Source organism: Streptomyces beigongshangae (genome assembly GCF_019710745.1).
Lineage (GTDB): Bacteria > Actinomycetota > Actinomycetes > Streptomycetales > Streptomycetaceae > Streptomyces > Streptomyces beigongshangae.
Genome location: NZ_JAHKJW010000006.1, coordinates 1 through 22,066 on the forward strand (window position 1 = coordinate 1; position 22,066 = coordinate 22,066).

The 22,066-nt window shown below is 71.7% G+C and carries 16 protein-coding genes; 12 read left to right on the forward strand and 4 right to left on the reverse strand.

Annotated features, from left to right (window positions below; translation table 11 throughout):
• The 3 genes from KM933_RS06330 to hflX form a co-directional block, all read left to right on the forward strand.
• Positions 1-505: ACT domain-containing protein (locus KM933_RS06330; protein WP_308013273.1), on the forward strand; the 505-nt coding region annotated here is incomplete at its 5' end.
• 93 nt (positions 506-598) lie between these two features.
• On the forward strand, positions 599-2,200 hold the full coding sequence (locus tag KM933_RS06335; protein ID WP_221349020.1) for a M1 family metallopeptidase: 1,602 nt from the start codon (positions 599-601) through the stop codon (positions 2,198-2,200).
• Between the two features lie 182 nt (positions 2,201-2,382).
• The gene (hflX, locus tag KM933_RS06340) at positions 2,383-3,876 is read left to right on the forward strand and encodes a GTPase HflX (protein ID WP_221349021.1); all 1,494 of its coding nucleotides are present in this window, start codon (positions 2,383-2,385) and stop codon (positions 3,874-3,876) included.
• Positions 3,877-3,977: 101 nt separating this feature from the next.
• Here hflX and KM933_RS06345 read toward each other — a convergent pair whose 3' ends face one another.
• Both KM933_RS06345 and KM933_RS06350 read right to left on the reverse strand, forming a co-directional pair.
• Positions 3,978-5,177: a trypsin-like serine peptidase gene (locus KM933_RS06345; protein WP_221349023.1), complete on the reverse strand. Its 1,200-nt coding sequence runs from the start codon at positions 5,175-5,177 to the stop codon at positions 3,978-3,980.
• A 221-nt stretch (positions 5,178-5,398) separates the two neighbouring features.
• Complete coding sequence (locus KM933_RS06350; RefSeq protein ID WP_221349025.1) at positions 5,399-6,628, reverse strand: trypsin-like serine peptidase; 1,230 nt, start codon at positions 6,626-6,628, stop codon at positions 5,399-5,401.
• Positions 6,629-6,956: 328 nt separating this feature from the next.
• Here KM933_RS06350 and KM933_RS06355 point away from each other — a divergent pair, with 328 nt between their 5' ends.
• The 4 genes from KM933_RS06355 to KM933_RS06370 all read left to right on the forward strand — a co-directional run bounded on the left by KM933_RS06355 (position 6,957) and on the right by KM933_RS06370 (position 13,699).
• Positions 6,957-8,585, forward strand: a complete 1,629-nt coding sequence (locus tag KM933_RS06355; protein WP_430727286.1) for a diaminobutyrate--2-oxoglutarate transaminase family protein — start codon at positions 6,957-6,959, stop codon at positions 8,583-8,585.
• A 157-nt stretch (positions 8,586-8,742) separates the two neighbouring features.
• Positions 8,743-10,662 carry an IucA/IucC family protein gene (locus KM933_RS06360; protein WP_430727287.1) on the forward strand — a complete coding sequence of 640 codons (1,920 nt, stop codon included), beginning with the start codon at positions 8,743-8,745 and terminating at the stop codon, positions 10,660-10,662.
• 38 nt (positions 10,663-10,700) lie between these two features.
• Positions 10,701-11,510, forward strand: coding sequence for a GNAT family N-acetyltransferase (locus tag KM933_RS06365; protein WP_308013274.1), 810 nt, complete (start codon positions 10,701-10,703; stop codon positions 11,508-11,510).
• A 212-nt stretch (positions 11,511-11,722) separates the two neighbouring features.
• Complete coding sequence (locus tag KM933_RS06370; protein WP_221349029.1) at positions 11,723-13,699, forward strand: ATP-dependent DNA helicase; 1,977 nt, start codon at positions 11,723-11,725, stop codon at positions 13,697-13,699.
• A 219-nt stretch (positions 13,700-13,918) separates the two neighbouring features.
• Here the strand turns inward: KM933_RS06370 and lexA are convergent, their stop codons facing one another.
• Positions 13,919-14,701, reverse strand: coding sequence for a transcriptional repressor LexA (gene lexA / locus KM933_RS06375; RefSeq protein ID WP_221349031.1), 783 nt, complete (start codon positions 14,699-14,701; stop codon positions 13,919-13,921).
• A 497-nt stretch (positions 14,702-15,198) separates the two neighbouring features.
• Between lexA and nrdR the strand changes: the two genes are divergently transcribed.
• The gene (gene nrdR / locus KM933_RS06380) at positions 15,199-15,753 is read left to right on the forward strand and encodes a transcriptional regulator NrdR (RefSeq protein ID WP_221349033.1); all 555 of its coding nucleotides are present in this window, start codon (positions 15,199-15,201) and stop codon (positions 15,751-15,753) included.
• 152 nt (positions 15,754-15,905) lie between these two features.
• Positions 15,906-18,818 (forward strand): vitamin B12-dependent ribonucleotide reductase, encoded by a 2,913-nt coding sequence (locus tag KM933_RS06385; RefSeq protein ID WP_221349035.1) that lies wholly within the window; start codon positions 15,906-15,908, stop codon positions 18,816-18,818.
• A gap of 99 nt (positions 18,819-18,917) precedes the next feature.
• Here the strand turns inward: KM933_RS06385 and KM933_RS06390 are convergent, their stop codons facing one another.
• Positions 18,918-19,448: a TerD family protein gene (locus tag KM933_RS06390; RefSeq protein ID WP_221349037.1), complete on the reverse strand. Its 531-nt coding sequence runs from the start codon at positions 19,446-19,448 to the stop codon at positions 18,918-18,920.
• A gap of 149 nt (positions 19,449-19,597) precedes the next feature.
• Between KM933_RS06390 and KM933_RS06395 the strand changes: the two genes are divergently transcribed.
• The 3 genes from KM933_RS06395 (at position 19,598) to KM933_RS06405 (ending at position 21,946) form a co-directional block, all read left to right on the forward strand.
• The gene (locus KM933_RS06395) at positions 19,598-20,203 is read left to right on the forward strand and encodes a YdbC family protein (RefSeq protein ID WP_221349039.1); all 606 of its coding nucleotides are present in this window, start codon (positions 19,598-19,600) and stop codon (positions 20,201-20,203) included.
• Between the two features lie 80 nt (positions 20,204-20,283).
• A complete protein-coding gene (locus tag KM933_RS06400) occupies positions 20,284-20,961 on the forward strand; it encodes a histidine phosphatase family protein (RefSeq protein ID WP_221349041.1) in 678 nt (225 codons plus the stop codon).
• A 70-nt stretch (positions 20,962-21,031) separates the two neighbouring features.
• Positions 21,032-21,946 (forward strand): ADP-ribosylglycohydrolase family protein, encoded by a 915-nt coding sequence (locus tag KM933_RS06405; protein ID WP_221349043.1) that lies wholly within the window; start codon positions 21,032-21,034, stop codon positions 21,944-21,946.
• Positions 21,947-22,066 lie beyond the last annotated feature (120 nt).

Below are 22,066 nucleotides of genomic sequence, written 5' to 3' on the forward strand. Positions count from 1 at the left end.
TCCCGCCGCGACCCGCCGCCCGGCCGCCGACGGCCCCGCCGCCCGCCCGGCCGCCGCGGACGTCGTCGTCGACCGGCCCGGCGCGACCGTACGCCTGGCGGGCTGCTGTACGCCCGTACCACCCGATGCGATCACCGGGTTCCCGGTGCGCGGGGGAGTGGTGACCGTGCACCGCGTCGAGTGCGCCGCGGTGGAGCGGATGAGGAGCGCGGAGCGCACGGAGGCCGAGGTGCGCTGGGGCGACATCAGCGAGTGCCGGGTCACGCTCTTCGCCGAGTCCTTCGGGCGGCCCCACCTGCTGGCCGACCTCACCGAAGCCATCGCCCTGGAGGGCGTCGCCATCGTCTCCGCGACCGTCGAACCCCCCAGCCAGCAGCGGGTACGGCACACCTACACGCTCCAGCTCCCGGACGCCGCGCACCTTCCCGCGCTCATGCGCGCGATGCGCAACGTACCGGGGGTGTTCGACGTGAGCCGCGCCCAGCACCGGTCGACGGCTCCGTAGCGGGCCCTTCGGGAGGCACACGGAAGGACCCGTTCGGGTGGATCCGTCGCGAGCCGTCGTCGTCGGCCGGGCGGGCGCTGATAGCCGTGGTCCATGCTGCGCACCCGCACGACCCCCCGCACCGGGGCATCGGACCCGGAAGCTTCCCGAAAGCTCCCGGCAACCGCCCGCCGCCTCCCGGCACCCCCCCGTCGACTGCCGACGGCCTCCCGCCGGCTCCGGACGGCGCTCGTCGCCTCCGCCGCCTCCGTCTGCCTCATCGCCGCGAGCGCCCCGGCACCGGTGCCGCTGGGCGTCGGCGACCGGCTCTTCCCGCATCTGGGCAACCCCGGGTACGACGTCACGGCGTACGACCTGGCCTTCGCCTACTCCGGCAGCAACAGCGAGCCGCTGCCGGCCGTCACCGTCATCGAGGCCCGCACCACGGCGGACTGGCTGGAGCGGTTCAACCTCGACCACTCGCACGGGACCGTGCGGTCCGTCGAGGTCGACGGCGACCCCGCGGAGTTCCGGAGCGCCGGCGAGGACCTGGTCGTCACCCCCGCGAAACCGCTGCCCTTCGGCGCCCGGATGCGGGTCACCGTCCGGCACGACAGCGATCCGGTCTCCACGAAGGACCAGCAGAGCGGCTGGGTGCGGACCGCGGACGGGCTCGCGATGGCCAACCAGGCGGACGCCGCGCACCGCGTCTTCCCCGGCAACGACCACCCCTCGGACAAGGCGATGTTCACCATCCGGGTCACCGCTCCCGACGGCTACACGGCCGTCGCCAACGGGCTCCCCGCGGGGACGACCCGCCACGCCGCGGGCACCACCTGGACGTACCGCACCGAGCACCCCATGGCCACCGAGCTCGCCCAGGTCTCCATCGGCCGCTCCGCCGTGCTGCGCCGGACCGGCCCCGGCGGCCTCCCCGTACGCGACGTCGTGCCGGCCAAGGACCGCCGGCGACTGGAACCGTGGCTCAGGAAGACACCCGCCCAGATCGCCTGGATGCGGGAGAAGGTCGGCGCCTACCCCTTCGAGACGTACGGCCTGCTGATCGCCGAGGCGCGGACCGGGTTCGAACTGGAGACACAGACGCTCTCCCTCTTCGAACGGGAGCTCTTCACCCGGCCCGAGTACCCGAAGTGGTACGTCGAGGCGATCATGGTGCACGAGCTGGCCCACCAGTGGTTCGGCAACAGTGTCTCCCCGCGCACCTGGTCCGACCTGTGGCTCAACGAGGGACACGCCACCTGGTACGAGGCCCTCTACGCCGAGGAGAAGGCCGGCAAGCCCCTGGAGGCGCGGATGAAGGCCGCGTACCGGGCCTCCGACACCTGGCGCAGGGACGGCGGCCCGCCCGCCGTCCCGAAGGAGGCCGAACCCGGTCGGAAGCTCAGCCTCTTCCGCCCGAACGTCTACGACGGCAGCGCCCTCGTCCTGTACGCGCTGCGCCAGGAGATCGGCCGGACCGCCTTCGAACGGCTGCAGCGCACCTGGGTGAGCACCCACCGCGACGGTGTCGCCGGCACCGCGGACTTCGAGCACCTCGCCTCCGGCATCGCGGGCCGCGATCTGCGCGCCTTCTTCCGGGCATGGCTCTACGCGGAGAAGACCCCGCCCATGCCGGGACACCCCGACTGGCGCAGCGAGGCCCCCGCGGCCCCCGCGGCCCCCGCGGGGAAGACCGCCCGGCGCGCCCTCCGGTGAGCCGCCGGGAATCGGAGTGACGAGACGGGGCGTGCCGTGCGAACATCTTCACGTCGGCGCCGCTTCGGGCCGACGGCACGGCCCCGCGGCCCCGGGCGGGAATCTCCCGGGCGCCCCGGACGTTGTGACCAGTGACGGACCGCAGGTCCGCCGCCCAGGTATCCCACCGACGTAAGGACCCAATGACCTCCTCTTCTTCCCCTTCCCAGGACACCCAGAGCCGCGCGCAGAACCACCCCGACGGTCTTCGGGCCGATGCCCTGATGGAAGAGGACGTCGCCTGGAGCCACGAGATCGACGGAGAGCGGGACGGCGACCAGTTCGACCGCTCCGAGCGTGCGGCCCTGCGCCGCGTCGCGGGCCTCTCCACCGAGCTCGAGGACGTCACCGAGGTCGAGTACCGACAGCTGCGCCTGGAGCGCGTGGTGCTCGTCGGCGTGTGGACCTCGGGCACCGCGGGCGACGCGGACAACTCACTGGCCGAGCTGGCCGCCCTCGCGGAGACCGCGGGAGCGCTCGTGCTCGACGGTGTCATCCAGCGCAGGGACAAGCCCGACGCGGCCACGTACATCGGTTCCGGCAAGGCCAACGAGCTGCGGGACATCGTGCTGGAGACCGGCGCGGACACGGTCATCTGCGACGGTGAGCTCTCGCCGGGCCAGCTCATCCACCTCGAGGACGTCGTCAAGGTCAAGGTCATCGACCGTACGGCCCTGATCCTCGACATCTTCGCCCAGCACGCCAAGTCCCGTGAGGGCAAGGCGCAGGTCGCCCTCGCGCAGATGCAGTACATGCTGCCGAGGCTCCGCGGCTGGGGTCAGTCGCTGTCCCGTCAGATGGGCGGCGGCTCGGGCGGCGGCCTCGCCACCCGTGGTCCCGGTGAGACCAAGATCGAGACAGACCGGCGCCGTATCCGCGAGAAGATGGCGAAGATGCGCCGGGAGATCGCGGACATGAAGACGGGCCGTGACATCAAGCGCCAGGAGCGCCGCCGCCACAAGGTGCCCTCGGTCGCGATCGCCGGTTACACCAACGCCGGCAAGTCCTCGCTGCTCAACCGCCTCACGGGCGCGGGCGTGCTCGTAGAGAACTCGCTGTTCGCGACGCTCGACCCGACCGTGCGCCGGGCCGAGACCCCGAGCGGGCGGCTGTACACGCTGGCGGACACCGTCGGCTTCGTACGGCACCTGCCCCACCACCTCGTCGAGGCGTTCCGCTCCACCATGGAGGAGGTCGGTGACGCCGACCTGATCCTGCACGTGGTCGACGGTTCGCACCCGGCGCCGGAGGAGCAGCTGGCCGCCGTGCGCGAGGTCGTCCGGGACGTGGGCGCCACCAAGGTGCCCGAGATCGTGGTGATCAACAAGGCGGACGCGGCGGACCCGCTGGTGCTGCAGCGGCTGCTGCGGAACGAGAAGCGCTCCATGGCGGTCTCGGCCCGTACGGGTCAGGGCATCGACGAGCTGCTCGCGCTCATCGACGTCGAACTGCCGCACCCCTCGGTCGAGATCGAGGTGCTCGTGCCGTACACGCTCGGCCGGCTGGTCGCGCGCGCCCACGCCGACGGTGAGGTGCTCTCCGAGGAGCACACCCCGGAGGGCACCCTGATGAAGGTGCGGGTGCACGAGGAACTGGCGGCGGAGCTGGCTCCGTACGTCCCGGCTCCGGCGGCGTGATCCCCGCGGCTTCCTGAACGGAACGAAGGCCCGTCCCCGGGACAGGGGGCGGGCCTCCGCCGTGCGCGCGTGCGAACGGGTGCCGTTGGACGGCTGGACGGTTACCGGGAGCCGTACTTCTCGCTCATGTCGTCGTAGACCGCCTGGGCGCCCTCGCCCAGCTGCGGACCCGCGAGCCAGGTGCTGTCGGTCGGGCCGATCGACGTGTTCGAGACCAGCACGGTCCTGCCGTCGACGGCGCGGAACCAGCCGCCGCCGGACGAACCGCCGGTCATCGTGCACCCGATGCGGTACATCGTCGGCAGGCCCGGGCCGAGCGACAGACGGCCCGGCCGGTCGACGCACTTATGCATGATCAGACCGTCGTACGGGGCGGCGGCCGGGTAACCCCAGGCGCCCATCGTGCCCGCGCTCGCGGCGGCGGGCGTGGAGAAGTCCACGTCCAGCGCGTTGCCGACCGTCTCCTCCAGGGACTTGCCACCGGACTCGGGCTTCACGTGCAGCACCGCGTAGTCGTACGGGGCCCCCGCGCCGCCCGACTCCGACCCGCTCTCGATCCACTCGTCGGAGGTCGACGCCCAGTCCGCCCAGTACTGGCCGTACGGGGCGATCTCCTGCTGGGTGGCGTTGCCCAGCTCGGCCTCGGACTTGCCGAGGTCGTTGTAGGCGGGCACGAAGGCGATGTTGCGGTACCAGCCGCCGCCCCCGCCCGCGTGCACGCAGTGCCCCGCCGTCCACACCAGGTTGGACCTGCCGGGGTTGCGCGGGTCCTTGACGACCGTCCCCGAGCAGACCATCGAGCCCTCGGGCGAATCGAAGAAGACCTTCCCGACCGGCGCGGCGTTCTCGTGGTACGGGGTCTTCTCCGGCGTCGCCCTCACGGGGGCGGGCGCCGGGTCGCTGACGCCCTGCTCGGCCGCCGCGTCCTGCACGGAGATCGTCTTCTTCGGATCGTCGGCGGCCTGCATCCGCTCGGGCTTCCAGAGGCCCTCGATCACCGGGTTGACGAAGTCCTGGGCCTCAGTGAGCCACTTGTCCCTGTCCCAGTCCTTCCACTCGCCGTCCTTCCAGTCGTCGACGTCGATGCCGTGCTCCTTGAGCCGGTCGGCGATGTCGGCCGGAATCCCGAGCCGGTCGGAGCCGGAGCCCGCGGAACCGGCGACGGCCGGCTTGTCGGCGGCCTCGCCGTCGCCCGCGTCACAGGCGGTACCGGTGAGTGCCAGGGCCGCGGCGAACCCGGTGGCCGCGAGGAGGCGGCGCCGTCCGCGGCTCTTCGCGAAGGACGGGCGTATGGAACGCATGAGTTGTTACCCCCGATAGAACGTGCATTTCTCACAAGCGAGCGGTTGGGCGGGTGAGCGGTCGGGCGGGTGGGTGAGCGCGGGCCGCCGCGACCTCCACTATGCCCGGCGGGCCGGGGACGAACGGCGGGCGGGCGGTGAGAGTCTCCGCGCGACCCACCCCGCCGCGGTCCGTTCCCCTGCCACGGTCCGTTCCCCTGCCGCCGTCCGTCCCCGTGCCGTCACTGCCGTGCCGCGTACTTCTTGCTCACCGCGTCGTAGATCCCCTTGGCGTCCGCGCCCAGGTGCGGGCCCGCCAGCCAGCCCGCCGTCACCGGGCCGATCGAGGTGTTGGACACCAGCGCCGGCTTGCCGTCCGAGTCGGTCGCGACCCAGCCGCCGCCCGAGGAACCGCCGGTCATGGTGCAGCCGATGCGGTACATCGTCGGTTCCGCCTCGGCGACCGAGAGCCGGCCCGGCTTGTCCGCGCACTGGAACATGGTCTCCCCGTCGAACGGCTTCGCCGCCGGGTAACCGGTCGCGGTGACGTCCCCGACCTGTGACACGGCCGGGGCGTCGAAGTTCACCGGGAGCGCCGACCCCACCGTCTCCTCCAGCGACTTGCCGTCGCCGCCCTTCTCCGGCGTCACATGGATGACGGCGAAGTCGTACGAGGCACCCTCGCCGCCCGTCGCACCGCCCTGCTCGATCCACTGGTCCGAGGTCTGCGCCCAGTCACCCCACCAGACGCCGTACGGAGCGACCTCCTCCTCGGTGGCGCCCTGGATCTCCGTGGCCGACATGGCGCCGTCGTTGTACGAGGGCACGAAGGCGATGTTGCGGTACCAGCCGCCCTTCTTGCCCGCGTGCACGCAGTGGCCCGCGGTCCACACGAGGTTGGACCTGCCCGGGTGGGCCGGGTCCTCGACCACGGTCGCGGAGCAGACCATCGTGCCCTCGGGGGAGTCGAAGAACACCTTGCCCGCCTCGGGCACGTTCTCGTGGTAGCCCGCCGGAACGGCCTTCGCCGCCACGGGCGCCGGCTCGGGGTCGGTCACCCCCTGGTCGCCCGAGAGGTCGTTCTCGTCGACGCCCTTGCCCTGGTCCGGGTTCTCGGCCTCGCGCATGCGGTCCGGGTCCCACAGGTCCTTGATGACCGGGTTGATGTAGTCACCGGCCTCGCGCAGCCAGTCGTCCCTGTCCCAGTTCTTCCAGGCACCGCCCTTCCACTGGTCGATGTCGATGCCGTGCTCCTTGAGCCGGTCCTTGATGTCGTCCGGGATGTGGATCCTGCCGTCGCCGGCCGCGGTGGCCGACGCCTCGCCGGCCGCTCCGGTGTCCTCACCGGAGCCGCAGGCGGTGGCGGTCAGCGCCAGCGCGGTGGCCAGGCCGACCGCGGCGAGCACGGGGGAGGTTCTGCGGCGCGGGCTCCTCCTCCGACGGGTCGCGAAGAGCGGGCGTATCGGTCGCATGGTGTGACTCCCCCTGGAGGTGAACGAACAACTCTGTGCCGCCGTCGGGGCCCGTACGGATCCGGGGACCCGTGCGTGCCCGGCGCGGACCGCGGGTGCTGATCAGCGAGTTCCGCCGAACGGCACCACAGACTATGCCGTCGCTGTGGGGGACTTCCCACGGACCGGCAACGGTTCCGTCACGGCAGGGATCTTCGTCCCGCCGTTGCCCCGCGGGGGTCCTCGTCGTTGGTACGTACGGGGGGCGTTCCGGCTGCGTTCATCCCCCTGCCGTCTCCCGTCGGGCTGACCGGCAACTCGCCTCTGGACAGCGGGAGGACCGACGGACGTGGCGGTGACGGAGGAGCCCGCGGGGGCGCGCACGCGACAGGGGAGCGCGAGGGCGTGCACGACGCATGAGGGCGCGGGGGAACACGCGGCTCAGCACGGCGGTGCGGGAGAGCGCACGGCGCAGGAGGGGATCCTGCGGCGGCAGTCGGCGCGCGAGTCGGCGGCGCGCACCTACGCGCGCGCCCTGCCGATCGTCCCCGTGCGGGCGCGCGGGCTGACGATCGAGGGCGCCGACGGGAGCCGCTACCTCGACTGCCTCTCCGGCGCGGGCACGCTGGCTCTCGGCCACAACCACCCGGTCGTCCTGGAGGCCGTCCGCAAGGTCCTCGACTCGGGGGCCCCGCTGCACGTCCTCGACCTGGCCACGCCCGTCAAGGACGCCTTCGTCACCGAGTTGTTCACCACCCTGCCGCCCGGTCTCGCCGACCACGCGCGCGTGCAGTTCTGCGGCCCCGCCGGTACGGACGCCGTGGAGGCCGCGCTGAACCTGGTGCGCACCGCGACCGGACGCGACGGACTGCTCGCCTTCACCGGCGCCTACCACGGGATGACCGCGGGGGCGCTCGCGGCATCCGGGGGCGCGCCCGACGTACGGGTGACGCGCCTGCCCTATCCGCAGGACTACCGCTGCCCGTTCGGGGTCGGCGGCGAGCGGGGGGCCGAGCTCGCCGCGCGCTGGACCGAGTCCCTCCTCGACGACCCCAGGTCCGGGGTGACGAGCCCCGCGGGCATGATCCTCGAACCGGTGCAGGGGGAGGGCGGGGTGATTCCGGCCCGCGACGACTGGATGCGGCGGATGCGGCAGATCACGGCGGCGCGCTCCGTTCCGCTGATCGCCGACGAGGTCCAGACGGGGGTCGGGCGGACCGGCACCTACTGGGCGGTCGAGCACAGCGGCGTCACGCCCGACGTGATGGTCCTCTCCAAGGCCATCGGCGGCAGCCTGCCCCTGGCCGTCGTCGTCTACCGCGCCGACCTCGACGTATGGGAACCGGGCGCTCACGCGGGCACGTTCCGCGGCAATCAGCTCGCCATGGCGGCGGGCGCCGCGACGCTCGCGTACGTCCGCGAGAACGGCCTCGCCGCCCGCGCCGCCGCCCTGGGCGCCCGCATGCTCGACGGGCTCCGGGTGCTCGACGCGGACCACGACTGCGTCGGTGAGGTGCGCGGCCGGGGACTGATGATCGGGATCGAGTTCGTGGACCCCGAAGCGCCGTCGGGGCCCTGCGGAGGGCCCCTTCCCGCGGCGCCCGGACTGGCGGCCGCCGTTCAGCGCGCGTGCCTGCGCCGCGGGCTGATCGTGGAACTGGGCGGCCGGCACTCCAGCGTGGTGCGGCTGCTGCCACCGCTCACGATCACCGACGAACAGGCGACCGCGGTGCTCGACCGGCTCGCGGACGCGGTGGCGGAGGCCGCGGGAGGGCCCACCGGCCCACGGGCCGCGGACGCCCGACGACGACCACCGCCCCGGCATCCGGGGGCGTCCGGGCATCCGGGGGCGTCCGGCCACCCCGGAGCGGCCGGGCACGCCGGAGTGGTCGAACGCGCCGGAGTGGTCGGCCCTGCCGGAACGGCCGAGCCTGCCGAAGTGGCCGGGCACGCCGGAGCGGCCGGGCCCGCCGGATGAGGCGGTCGGTGGTCCGCCCGGCCGGCACCCGGAAGGGCACCGCTCCACCGGGCGAGCAGCCGTACCCGCACGAGCCAGAAAACGCATAACCACCCTCCGCACCGGAACAGCCCCGGCCCGTCGCTGTACGAGCCCGGACCACCCCCGAGGAACCTCCTTGAACGCCATCCCCGCATCCGGCGGCCACCCCCAGCCCTCCGAGCGTGCGGCCCGCGGCACGCAGACCACGCCCGGGCCTGAGACCGGAGGGCCGCACGGCGCCGCCACCGACCTGCTGGAACATCCCGACCCGCGCACCGCCGCCCAAGCCGCCGCCGTCGAGAACCTGCTGCGCTGCTGGGTACGCGAGCACGACCTCCCCGCGCCCGCCGACGGCACCCTCCGCATTTCGCTCCCGGCCGGCGGCACGACCCTCGTCGCCCCGGTCCGCTACTGGTCCCCCACGGGCTGGCACCGCCTGGGCCCTCCGCGTCTCGCCGACGCCCCGGAGCAGGCGCCTCCCACCGACGCCGTCACGCTGGCGGCCCTGTTCGAACGCGAGACCTCGGCACAGCAGGCGCACCGGCAGGCGGCTCCGGCCGTTCCCGGCGGATCCCGGGCCCACGGCGGCGAGGACGACCTGACCGGCCGCGTCGCGGACTCCCTGCGACGGACCGCCGTGTTCATCACGGACCGCAGGGAGAACCCCGCCGACGGCCCCGACCTCTTCCTCTCCGCCGAGCAGTCGCTGTTGTTCGGCCACCCGCTCCACCCCACCCCGAAGAGCCGTGAGGGACTCTCCGGAACCGAAACCCGGCTCTACTCGCCCGAGGCACGCGGCTCCTTCGCGCTCCACTGGATGGCCGTCGCGCCCTCCGTGCTCGCCACCGACTCGGCGTGGACCGAACGCGGCCGTCCCGTCCCCGCGGAACACCTCACCTCGCGACTCGCGGGCGAGGGACCGCACCCGCCCGACGGACACGCCGTACTGCCGGTGCACCCCTGGCAGCTACGAGAGGTCCGCACCCGCCCGGACGTGGCGGAACTGCTGGACGCCGGGCTGCTCCGGGACCTGGGCCCCCACGGCTCCCCGTGGCACCCCACCTCCTCCGTCCGCACCCTCTACCGCTCCGGCGCCCCCGCGATGCTGAAGCTGTCGCTGGGCCTGCGCATCACCAACTCCCGCCGGGAGAACCTGCGCAAGGAACTCCACCGGGGAGTCGAGGTCCACCGCCTGCTGCGCGCCGGCCTCGCCGCACAGTGGCGGGCGGTCCACCCGCACTTCGACATCGTCCGCGATCCCGCCTGGCTCGCGGTGGACGACCTGGACGGTGCCCCCGTGCCCGGGCTCGATGTGATGATCCGCCACAACCCCTTCGGGCCGGCGGACGACGTCACCTGCGTCGCCGGACTGGTCTCGCCCGGGCCGGGGGGCACGGCCACGGAACACCCGCACCCCCGGGAGGGCGGTTCCACGACCCGGTCCCGGCTCTCCGGTCTCGTCACCCGGCTCGCCGGACTCACGGGCCGGTCACGTGGCGCCGTCGCCGCGGAGTGGTTCCTGCGCTACCTGGAACACGTCGTACGTCCCGTCCTCTGGCTGGACGGCGAGGCCGGTGTCGCGCTGGAGGCGCACCAGCAGAACACCCTGCTCCTGCTCGACCCGGCGGGCTGGCCCGCGGGCGGCCGCTACCGCGACAACCAGGGGTACTACTTCCGCGAGTCCCGGCGTGCGGAACTGGACGGGCGACTGCCGGGCATCGGCGAGCACAGCGACACCTTCGTCTCCGACGCGGTCGCCGACGAACGGTTCGCCTACTACCTCGCCGTCAACAACGTGCTCGGCCTCGTCGGGGCCTTCGGTTCCCAGCGTCTCGCCGACGAACGGCTGCTGCTGGCCGCCTTCCGCCGCTTCCTCGCCCAGGCCGCTGCCGGACCCGCCCGCCTGCGCACCACCCTGCCGGCCCACCTGCTCGACTCGCCCGTCCTGCGCTGCAAGGCCAACCTGCTGACCCGGCTGCAAGGACTCGACGAACTCGTCGGCCCCGTCGACACCCAGTCCGTCTACGTCACCATCGCCAACCCCCTTCACCGCTGAGGAACATGCCCGTCCCGTCGACCGAGAAGAGAGCCGCCGTGCCCCCCTCCGATACGAGCGCCGATACGAGCGCCGATGCGGGTGCCGACGCCGGCACCGACCCCCGCAACGCCCCCCGGAGCGACGCGGATCCCGGCGCGGGTCCCGAGGCGGACAGTCAGGACACCCTCGACCTGGCCCTGCCCGGCGAACTCCTCACCCTCCTCGCGGCGAACGCCGAAGCAGGACCCGTCCCTCCCGCCCTTCCTCCCGCCCCGTCCCCCACCCCGGCCGGTGAGGACCTGCTCGACCGCGTCGGCGACTGGGGACCGGCGACCACCGGCGCGGGCACCTTCCACCTGGTCCCCGTACGCGTCGACCGCGACCTCGCGCTCGTCAGCCGCTGGATGAACGACCCGGCCGTCGCCGCCTTCTGGGAGCTCTCCGGCCCCGGGACGGCCACCGAGGACCACCTGCGCGCCCAACTCGGCGGCGACGGACGCAGCGTCCCCTGCCTCGGCCTGCTGGACGGCACGCCGATGAGCTACTGGGAGATCTACCGCGCGGACCTGGACCCGCTGGCCCGCCACTACCCGGCCCGCCTCCACGACACCGGGATCCACCTCCTCATCGGCGGCGTCGCCGACCGGGGCCGGGGACTCGGCACGATCCTGCTCCGTGCCGTCTCCGACCTGGTCCTCGACCGGCGTCCCTCGTGCGCGCGCGTCGTCGCGGAACCCGATCTGCGCAACACCCCTTCCGTGTCGGCCTTCCTCAGCGCCGGTTTCCGGTTCTCCGCCGAGGTCGAACCACCCGGGAAGAAAGCAGCCCTCATGGTCCGCGACCGGGCCCTGCGCAATCTGCTGTGACGCCTCCGGGTCCAGATCCCGCGGCACCACCCCGCTCCTCCCGGAACTCGCCACCCGCTCCTCCCGGAACCCAAGGAGAGCCACGAGATGTCCGTTCCGCGCGCCCCCCGTACCGGGCGGCTCCGTCCCCTCCGCGTCCGCGTCCTGATCACGCCCCTCTCCGCACAGGTGATCACCCGGTTGTCGGTGCCGACCCGTAGGGTGGTCGGGCTATGACAGAGCCCTCACTCCCCGAACTCCTGCACGCCGCCGTCACAGCCGTCGGCGGCACGGAGCGCCCCGGCCAGGTGACCATGGCCGAATCCGTCGCGCAGGCCATCGACGACGGTTCCCATCTGCTCGTCCAGGCGGGCACCGGCACCGGCAAGTCGCTCGGCTACCTGGTCCCCGCGCTGGCGCACGGGGAGCGGGTCGTCGTCGCCACGGCCACCCTGGCGCTGCAGCGCCAGCTCGTGGAGCGGGACCTGCCGCGCACGGTGGACGCGCTGCATCCGCTGCTGCGCCGCCGCCCCGAGTTCGCGATGCTCAAGGGCCGGTCGAACTACCTGTGCCTGCACCGCCTCCACGAGGGAGCGCCGCAGGACGAGGAGGAGGGCCTCTTCGACCAGTTCGAGGCGGCCGCGCCCACCAGCAGGCTGGGCCAGGACCTGCTGCGGCTGCGGGAGTGGTCGGAGGAGACCGAGACGGGGGACCGGGACAACCTCACGCCCGGCGTCTCGGACCGGGCCTGGTCCCAGATCTCCGTCTCCTCCAGGGAGTGCCTCGGCGCCTCGAAGTGCGCCTACGGGGCGGAGTGCTTCGCCGAGGCCGCCCGTGAGCGCGCCAAACTCGCCGAGGTCGTCGTCACCAACCACGCGCTCCTGGCGATCGACGCCATCGAAGGCGCGCCCGTCCTCCCGCAGCACGAGGTGCTGATCGTGGACGAGGCGCACGAACTGGTCTCCAGGGTCACCGGGGTCGCGACCGGCGAGCTCACCCCGGGCCAGGTCAACCGTGCCGTGCGCCGGGCGGCGAAGCTCGTCAACGAGAAGGCGGCCGACCAGCTCCAGACGGCCGCCGAGGGCTTCGAGCGCCTGATGGAGCTGGCCCTGCCGGGCCGCCTGGAGGAGATCCCGGAGGACCTCGGGTATGCGCTGATGGCCCTGCGCGACGCCGCCCGTACGGTGATCTCGGCGATCGGCGCCACCCGGGACAAGTCCGCCGGTGACGAGGACGCGGTGCGCAAGCAGGCCCTCGCCTCGGTGGAGAGCGTCCACGACGTGGCGGAGCGCATCACGAACGGCTCGGAGTGGGACGTCGTCTGGTACGAGCGGCACGACCGCTTCGGGGCGTCCCTGCGCGTTGCGCCGATGTCCGTGTCGGGCCTGCTGCGCGAGAAGCTCTTCACGGACCGCTCCGTCATCCTGGCCTCGGCCACCCTGAAGCTCGGCGGCGACTTCAACGGGGTGGGGGCCTCGCTGGGCCTGGCCCCCGAAGGCACCGAGGGGGAGGACGTCCCGCCCTGGAAGGGCATCGACGTCGGCTCCCCCTTCGACTACGGCAGACAGGGCATCCTGTACGTGGCGAAACACCTGGCCAGGCCCGCCCGGGACAGCGACCGCGGGGACATGCTCGACGAGCTCACCGAGCTGATCCAGGCGGCCGGCGGCCGTACGCTCGGGCTGTTCTCCTCGATGCGGGCCGCCCAGCTCGCCGCGGAGGAACTGCGCTCCCGCGTCCCGGAGTTCCCCATCCTGCTGCAGGGCGAGGAGACCCTCGGCGAGCTGATCAAGAACTTTGCGGCGGACCCGAAGACCTGTCTGTTCGGCACGCTCTCGCTCTGGCAGGGCGTGGACGTCCCGGGTGCCAGCTGCCAGCTGGTCGTCATGGACAAGATCCCCTTCCCGCGCCCCGACGACCCCCTGATGAGCGCCCGCCAGAAGGCGGTGGAGGACGCCGGGGGCAACGGCTTCATGGCCGTCGCCGCCACCCATGCGGCCCTGCTCATGGCCCAGGGCGCCGGCCGTCTCGTACGGGCGACGGGGGACCGGGGTGTGGTCGCCGTGCTGGACCAGCGTCTCGCCACCGCGCGCTACGGCAGCTACCTCAAGGCGTCCCTGCCGGACTTCTGGTACACGACGGACCGCAACCAGGTGCGGCGGTCACTGGCCGCCATCGACGAGCTGGCACGCAAGACAGAGGAGGCATAGCCGGTAAGCGGCACGGGACCGGCCCCACGGGAAGCGGAGGCCGGCCCCACGGCCACGACGTGCGGGTCTCCGGCCACGACGTGCGGGTCCCCGGGTCGGCGCACGGCTTCGGCCGGCACAGGCCCTGAAGAGCACAGGAGCCGGTCGGCACACGGCTTCGGGCAGCGCAGGGCCCCGGAACCGGCGCAGAGGTCCCGGGGCCCGGTCAGGGGCGGATCCTCAGATCCGCCGGAGCACCGCCACGACCTTCCCGAGGATGGTCGCCTCGTCGCCCGGGATGGGCTGGTACGCGCTGTTGTGCGGGAGCAGCCACACATGGCCGTCCTCGCGCTTGAAGCGCTTGACCGTGGCCTCGCCGTCCAGCATGGCCGCCACGATGTCACCGTTCTCCGCGACCGGCTGGCGGCGGACGGTCACCCAGTCGCCGTCGCAGATCGCGGCCTCGATCATCGAGTCGCCGACGACCTTGAGGACGAACAGCTCGCCGTCACCGACCAGTTGCCGGGGCAGCGGGAAGACGTCCTCGACCGACTCCTCGGCGAGGATCGGACCACCGGCGGCGATGCGGCCGACCAGCGGGACGTACGACGCGGCCGGCTTGCCCGCCGTGTCGGTGGGCTGGGCGGTGGACTGGTCCGACCCGCGGACCTCGTAGGCCCTGGGGCGGTGCGGATCGCGGCGCAGGAAGCCCTTGCGCTCCAGTGCCATCAGCTGATGGGCGACCGAGGAGGTGCTGGAGAGGCCGACGGCCTGTCCGATCTCCCTCATGGACGGCGGGTACCCCCGCCGCTGGACGGAATCCCTGATGACCTCGATGACCCGGCGTTGCCGGTCGGTGAGTCCGGAGCTGTCCGCCCGGATGCCTGGAGGCCGGCCCGGCAGGGAGCGTGCGGGCTTCGGCCCTTCCTGGTTCACGGTTTCATTCATGGCATGCACCGGCTCAAATCGGCCCTGGGAGCGGTCCTGGGCGGTGATGGTGGCACTGTCTGCGGTGGTGGTCACGGTCGGCCCCTCTCGTTCGTCTCCCTGCTGGACAACGGTAGTTGCTTTCGAAAGGTTGCGCCAAACACACGTTCGAGTGAAAAAACGCGGATGGGCTTACGTGATCACGCGTCTGGGTGTATGGCTATCGCTGCCCGAGCCGTCGGGCCGCCGCTCTCCGTGCCGGCGCCCCGGGGGCCGGCACGGGGCGGGGCCAGTCTGCCACCAGGTGTCCCGCGGGACCGGAACCGGCCCCCGTGCGGTCGGCGCCACGCTGTCCCCGTACGCTCCTCGCCGGAACGCCCGGGCGGCACACGCCAATACGGGTGCGACACGCGTGTAAGGCGTGAATTTTGGGTCAGGCCCTACATATAGTGGTCGAGCTTCCGAAGTGGCCCAGAAGTTGTGGTCCCTGGTCTGTCAGGTCCTAGGTCATCGCCTATGCTGAGGGCTGCTTCGAGGGGGCCCAGAGGGCCTGCCGAGGCTATCGAGTCGTGCTGTGAAGGAGGGTCGGAACCATGCACTGCCCCTTCTGCAGGCACCCCGACAGCCGTGTCGTCGACAGTCGTACGACGGACGACGGTACGTCGATCCGCAGGCGCCGCCAGTGTCCTGACTGCTCCCGGCGGTTCACGACCGTGGAGACGTGTTCCCTCATGGTGGTCAAGCGGTCCGGGGTCACCGAGCCCTTCAGCCGTACGAAGGTCATCAACGGCGTGCGCAAGGCGTGCCAGGGACGACCGGTCACGGAGGACGCGCTGGCCCAGCTCGGCCAGCGGGTCGAGGAGGCGGTCCGGGCCACCGGAAGCGCCGAACTGACCACCCACGACGTGGGGCTGGCCATCCTCGGCCCGTTGCAGGAACTCGATCTCGTGGCTTATCTGCGGTTCGCGTCCGTCTACCGGGCGTTCGACTCGCTGGAGGACTTCGAGTCCGCCATCACGGAACTGAGGGAAGAGGCCCAGGGCCCCGCCGCCGCGGTCGACGACGACGTGTGCGAGGGGTGCCAGGGAAGCGACCGCGGGTCCGGAAGGGCTGTCGAAGCCCCCGTGCCCGCCAGCGCCGCCGACTGACGCGAGGGGCCGGCGGCGGACCGGCCGGCCGGCGGCGATCACAGACCTGTCGCGAGCGGACGCGCAAGCGGTGCGCGCGACACCACACACATACCGTGCCCCGGGAAGAACGAGGCACTTCAGGGCGTTTTAGCCTGATACAGGGAGGCGGCATGACAGAGACGGCGAGCGGTCCGGCACGAGGTTCCCGTGCGAAGGGCACCAAGGCGATCAAGGGACTGCGTATCGAGCGCATCCACACCACTCCGGGTGTCCACCCGTACGACGAGGTGGCCTGGGAGCGCCGTGACGTCGTCATGACCAATTGGCGCGACGGCTCGGTCAACTTCGAGCAGCGTGGCGTCGAGTTCCCCGACTTCTGGTCGGTGAACGCGGTCAACATCGTCACCAGCAAGTACTTCAGGGGCGCCGTGGGCACCCCGCAGCGCGAGGTGAGCCTCAGGCAGCTCATCGACCGCATCGTGAAGACGTATCGGAAGGCCGGAGAGGACTACAGGTACTTCGCCTCGCCCGCCGACGCCGAGATCTTCGAGCACGAGCTGGCGTACGCCCTCCTGCACCAGATCTTCAGCTTCAACTCGCCGGTGTGGTTCAACGTCGGCACGCCCCAGCCGCAGCAGGTCTCCGCCTGTTTCATCCTGTCCGTCGACGACTCCATGGAGTCGATCCTCGACTGGTACAAGGAAGAGGGCATGATCTTCAAGGGCGGCTCCGGCGCCGGCCTGAACCTCTCCCGGATCCGTTCCTCCAAGGAACTGCTCTCCTCGGGCGGCAACGCCTCCGGCCCCGTCTCCTTCATGCGCGGTGCCGACGCCTCCGCGGGAACGATCAAGTCGGGCGGCGCCACGCGCCGCGCCGCCAAGATGGTCATCCTGGACGTCGACCACCCCGACATCGAGGACTTCATCCAGACCAAGGTCAAGGAGGAGGAGAAGATCCGCGCCCTGCGCGACGCGGGCTTCGACATGGACCTGGGCGGCGACGACATCACGTCCGTCCAGTACCAGAACGCCAACAACTCGGTCCGCGTGAACGACACGTTCATGAAGGCCGTCGAGAACGGCGAGAAGTTCGGCCTCACCTCCCGCATGACCGGCGAGGTCATCGAGGAGGTCGACGCCAAGCAGCTCTTCCGCAAGATGGCGGAGGCGGCCTGGGCCTGCGCCGACCCGGGCATCCAGTACGACGACACGATCAACCGCTGGCACACGTGCCCGGAGTCCGGCCGGATCAACGGCTCGAACCCGTGCAGCGAGTACATGCACCTGGACAACACGTCCTGCAACCTCGCCTCGCTGAACCTGATGAAGTTCCTCAAGGACGACAACAAGGGCCGCCAGTCCTTCGACGTCGAGCGCTTCTCGAAGGTCGTCGAGCTCGTGATCACGGCGATGGACATCTCCATCTGCTTCGCGGACTTCCCGACCCAGAAGATCGGCGACAACACCCGCGCCTTCCGTCAGCTGGGCATCGGCTACGCCAACCTCGGCGCCCTCCTGATGGCGACCGGCCACGCGTACGACTCCGACGGCGGCCGCTCCCTCGCCGGCGCGATCACCTCGCTGATGACCGGTACGTCGTACAGGCGCTCAGCGGAGCTCGCCGCGGTCGTCGGCCCGTACGACGGCTACGCCCGCAACGCGCAGCCGCACCAGCGCGTCATGAAGCAGCACGCCGACGCCAACGCCGTGGCCCCCCGCGTGGACGACCTCGACACGCCGATCTGGGCCGCCGCCACGGAGTCCTGGCAGGACGTGCTGCGCCTCGGCGAGAAGAACGGCTTCCGCAACGCGCAGGCCTCGGTCATCGCCCCGACCGGCACCATCGGTCTCGCGATGTCCTGCGACACCACGGGCCTGGAGCCCGACCTCGCACTGGTCAAGTTCAAGAAGCTCGTCGGCGGCGGCTCGATGCAGATCGTCAACGGCACCGTCCCGCAGGCCCTGCGCCGCCTGGGCTACCAGGAGGAGCAGATCGAGGCGATCGTCGCCCACATCGCCGAGCACGGCAATGTCGTCGACGCCCCGGGCCTCAAGCACGAGCACTACGAGGTCTTCGACTGCGCCATGGGCGAGCGCTCCATCTCCGCGATGGGCCACGTACGCATGATGGCCGCGATCCAGCCGTGGATCTCCGGCGCGCTCTCCAAGACGGTCAACCTGCCGGAGACGGCGACCGTCGAGGACGTCGAGGAGGTCTACTTCGAGGCGTGGAAGATGGGCGTCAAGGCGCTCGCCATCTACCGCGACAACTGCAAGGTCGGCCAGCCCCTCTCCGCCAAGACCAAGGAGAAGGAGAAGGCCGTCACCGACGCCGTCACGGCGAAGGCCGAGGACACGATCCGCACCGCGGTCGAGAAGGTCGTCGAGTACCGCCCGGTCCGCAAGCGCCTGCCCAAGGGCCGCCCCGGCATCACCACGTCCTTCACGGTCGGCGGCGCCGAGGGCTACATGACCGCCAACTCCTACCCGGACGACGGTCTCGGCGAGGTGTTCCTGAAGATGTCGAAGCAGGGCTCCACCCTCGCGGGCATGATGGACGCCTTCTCGATCGCCGTCTCCGTGGGCCTGCAGTACGGCGTGCCCCTGGAGACGTACGTCTCGAAGTTCACCAACATGCGCTTCGAGCCGGCCGGTATGACGGACGACCCGGACGTGCGGATGGCGCAGTCGATCGTCGACTACATCTTCCGCCGCCTGGCGCTCGACTTCCTGCCCTTCGAGACGCGCTCCGCGCTCGGCATCCACTCGGCCGACGAGCGGCAGCGTCACCTGGAGACGGGCTCGTACGAGCAGAGCGACGTGGACGTGGACGTCGAGGTCGAGGGGCTGGCGCAGTCCGCGCCCCGCGCCCCGCAGGAGCTGAAGGCCGTCGTGACCCCGAAGGTCCAGGTCGAAGCGGCCAAGCCCGCTCCGAAGCAGGCCCACACCAGTGCCGAACTGGTGGAGATGCAGCTGGGCATCCAGGCGGACGCCCCCCTGTGCTTCTCCTGCGGTACGAAGATGCAGCGGGCCGGTTCCTGCTACATCTGCGAGGGCTGCGGCTCGACCAGCGGCTGCAGCTGATCCGTACGGCGCCGCACGGCGGTGCCGCATGACGAGGGGCGGTACGGCCACCGGCCGTACCGCCCCTCGGCGTCGCGCGGGTAGTGCGCGTCGTGCGGGTCAGGCCCCGGCGGCGCCCATGCTCCTCGCGAAGGTCGCCGGGTCGGTGTCGAAGCCGCGGACCGCCGGACGGAACGTCCACTCCCCGGACCCGTCGCGCACGAACTCCGCGACCGTCGTGGCCGTGGCCCCGAGGACGTCGCCGAAGTCGTTCTCCGCGAGGACGGTGTAGCCCTCGCGGATCCGCAGGGCGGGGTTGTGCACGCCGACGAACGTGCGCCGTCCGGTGCGCTGCTGGATGGCGACCCCGACCATCACGCGCGTGTAGCGCCGGTCGAGACGGGACAGCTCCAGGGTCATCACCTCGTCCCAGCCGAAGCCCTTGCCGTCCTTGCTGTCCCGGTTGAGGTAGATGGTGCCGTCCGGGGAGCGACTGTCGAAGTGCACCACGTAGTCGGGGTCCCCGTGGGTGTCGGTCGCGAGGTAGGTGGCGGCGACGATGTCGAGGTCGATGGCCGGTTCGCCGGCGGGGCCGGGATCCCATTTCACCGAGATCTCGACCTTGCCGATGCCCTTGTTGAGGCCGTTCACCGCAATTCCCTCCTGGTCCCTGCGTCGGACGCCGCAACTGCCGGGCAGGTGAGGCGTGTTGTCCATCGTGTCACGTGCGGGGGCCGCCCGGGCGGACGAGTCCGTCCGAGCGTGACCGGCGCCACGTTCCCGGGCCGTACGATGGCGCGGTGCTGGTCAAGTGGATTCGCTGCACCGTGGTGGACCGCCGCGGTTTCGAGCGGGGGCAGCGGAAATGGGCGGGACTCCTGGGGGAGCCGGGATTCCGGGGGCAGGGCGGGGGCTGGAGCCGGGGGAGGCCCGGGGTCGCCCACGTCTTCTCCTTCTGGGAGAGCCGTGCCTTCTACGACTCCTTCATGGCGCGTTCCCACGACCGGCTGGCCGCGTCCCAGTCGGGCACCTTCAAGGACCGGCACGCCACCCTCTTCGACCACCGTTTCGACGTGAAGACCGGATTCGAACCGCGCTTCACGGAGTCCGATCTGGTGCGGGTGGCGCACTGCCGTGTGCGCGAGGAGCGCGCCGAGCACTTCGCCCTGATGCAGGAGAAGGTGTGGAATCCGGCCATGGCCGGGTCGCCCGGCATGGTCCGGGGACTGTTCGGCGAGGCACCCGGCCACGAGTTCCTGGTCCTGTCGATGTGGCAGTCGGCCGCCGAGCACGGCAAGTACCGTGCCGAGCGCGTGGAGCGGCTCGCCCTGCGGGCCCAGATAGAGGCGGACGTGGTGGCCCTCACCGGGGACATAGTCCAGCTGGAACCGGGCTGGACGGTCTGAGGGCCGTGATTTGTGTGACCTGCGACGTATGGCGCCCGTACGAGTGCTCGATCGGGCGTGACTCGATCTAGTGTTTCGGTATGGCACGTCCACGGCGCATCGTCCTTGTCCGGCACGGCGAGTCGGTGGGCAATGCCGATGACTCCATCTACGAGCGTGAACCCGACCACGCCCTGGCCCTCACCGAGAAGGGCCGGCGGCAGGCCGAGGAGACGGGCGGACGGCTCAGGGAGATCTTCGGCCGCGAGCAGGTGAGCGTGTACGTCTCCCCCTACCGCCGTACGCACGAGACCTTCCGGGCCTTCCACCTCGACCCGGGGCAGGTGCGCGTCAGGGAGGAACCCCGGCTGCGTGAGCAGGACTGGGGGAACTGGCAGGACCGGGACGATGTACGCCTGCAGAAGGCATACCGCGACGCGTACGGGCACTTCTTCTACCGCTTCGCCCAGGGCGAGTCCGGTGCCGATGTGTACGACCGGGTCGGCAACTTCCTGGAGAGCCTGTTCCGGAGTTTCGAGGCGCCCGACCACCCCCCCAATGTGCTCCTGGTCACCCATGGCCTGGCCATGCGGCTCTTCTGCATGCGCTGGTTCCACTGGACGGTGGCCGAATTCGAGTCCTTGTCGAACCCGGGGAACGCGGAGATGCGGATGCTCGTCCTCGGCGAGGACGGCAAGTACACGATCGACCGGCCCTTCGACCGCTGGTGCGAGCCGGAGTCCTACGGAGATCCAGAACCGTACGGATTCACCGGATGAGTGAATCCACCAGATAACCAGATAACCAGATAACCGGATAAATGGATTCACCGGATAAGGTGACAGAGCAATGACCGTCGACTCCTCTCCCGCCGGGCGCCTCGACCGCGCCCTCGCCGCCCTGCGCGGACTCGCGGTGGGAGACGCGCTGGCTTCGCGGTTCTCCGTGCCCGCGAACCATCCGTTGCTCAAGGACCGCGCGCTGCCGCCCGGGCCCTGGAGGTGGACCGACGACACGGAGATGGCCGCCTCCGTGGTGGCCGTTCTGGCCGCCCACCGGCGCATCGACCAGGACGCGCTGGCGCTCTCCTTCGCCGGGCACCACGACGCCGGCCGGGACTACGGCCCCGCCGTCGACCGGCTGCTGCGGCGGATCCGGGAAGGCGGCGACTGGCGCGAACTGGCCTCGGCCCTGTTCAAGGGGCAGGGTTCGTGGGGCAACGGCGCGGCGATGCGGATCGCTCCCCTGGGCGCCTGGTACGCGGACGACCCGGAGCAGGCCACGCACCAGGCCGAGATCTCGGCGTACCCCACCCACCAGCACCGCGAGGCGGTGGTCGGTGCCATGGCCGTGGCGGCCGCGGCGGCGCTCGCCGCGGCACCGGGAGGCCCGCCCGCGCCGGGCGCGCTGCTCGACGGCGTCATCGCCCTCGTGCCGCGCAGCGCCGTGGGCGCGGGTCTGCGCCGCGCCCGGGACATGCTCGACTACGGGGACGCGACCACTGTCGCGGCCGTCCTCGGCTGCGGGCGGCGCACGACCGCGCACGACACGGTGCCGTTCGCCCTCTGGTCGGCGGCGCGTGCCCTCGGCGACTACGAGGAGGCTTTCTGGACGACCGTCCAGGTGGGCGGCGACATGGACACGACCTGCGCCATCGTCGGGGGCGTCGTGGCCGCCGCGGGGGAAGTGGGGACACCGCCCGCGGAGTGGCTGGAACGGACCGAGGCGCTGCCGGGATGGCTGGCGGCGGGAGCGGTCCGGTAGGGCCGGCCGGGTGTCGTGGGAACGGCGGTGGCCCGGCCGGATGCGTGTCCGCTTTCTCCCGCTCCATGCGTCGATCACTGTCACAGCCCTGCCACAGAGGAACGCTGACCGGCTGTGCGG

What these genes read in the sequence shown, in the direction of transcription:
- KM933_RS06405 (WP_221349043.1), top strand. Translation starts at nt 21,032, where the DNA reads ATGACCGTCGACTCCTCTCCCGCCGGGCGCCTCGACCGCGCCCTCGCC.
- KM933_RS06350 (WP_221349025.1), bottom strand. Translation starts at nt 6,628, where the DNA reads ATGCGACCGATACGCCCGCTCTTCGCGACCCGTCGGAGGAGGAGCCCG.
- KM933_RS06385 (WP_221349035.1), top strand. Translation starts at nt 15,906, where the DNA reads ATGACAGAGACGGCGAGCGGTCCGGCACGAGGTTCCCGTGCGAAGGGC.
- KM933_RS06400 (WP_221349041.1), top strand. Translation starts at nt 20,284, where the DNA reads ATGGCACGTCCACGGCGCATCGTCCTTGTCCGGCACGGCGAGTCGGTG.
- nrdR (WP_221349033.1), top strand. Translation starts at nt 15,199, where the DNA reads ATGCACTGCCCCTTCTGCAGGCACCCCGACAGCCGTGTCGTCGACAGT.
- KM933_RS06370 (WP_221349029.1), top strand. Translation starts at nt 11,723, where the DNA reads ATGACAGAGCCCTCACTCCCCGAACTCCTGCACGCCGCCGTCACAGCC.
- KM933_RS06345 (WP_221349023.1), bottom strand. Translation starts at nt 5,177, where the DNA reads ATGCGTTCCATACGCCCGTCCTTCGCGAAGAGCCGCGGACGGCGCCGC.
- KM933_RS06335 (WP_221349020.1), top strand. Translation starts at nt 599, where the DNA reads ATGCTGCGCACCCGCACGACCCCCCGCACCGGGGCATCGGACCCGGAA.
- hflX (WP_221349021.1), top strand. Translation starts at nt 2,383, where the DNA reads ATGACCTCCTCTTCTTCCCCTTCCCAGGACACCCAGAGCCGCGCGCAG.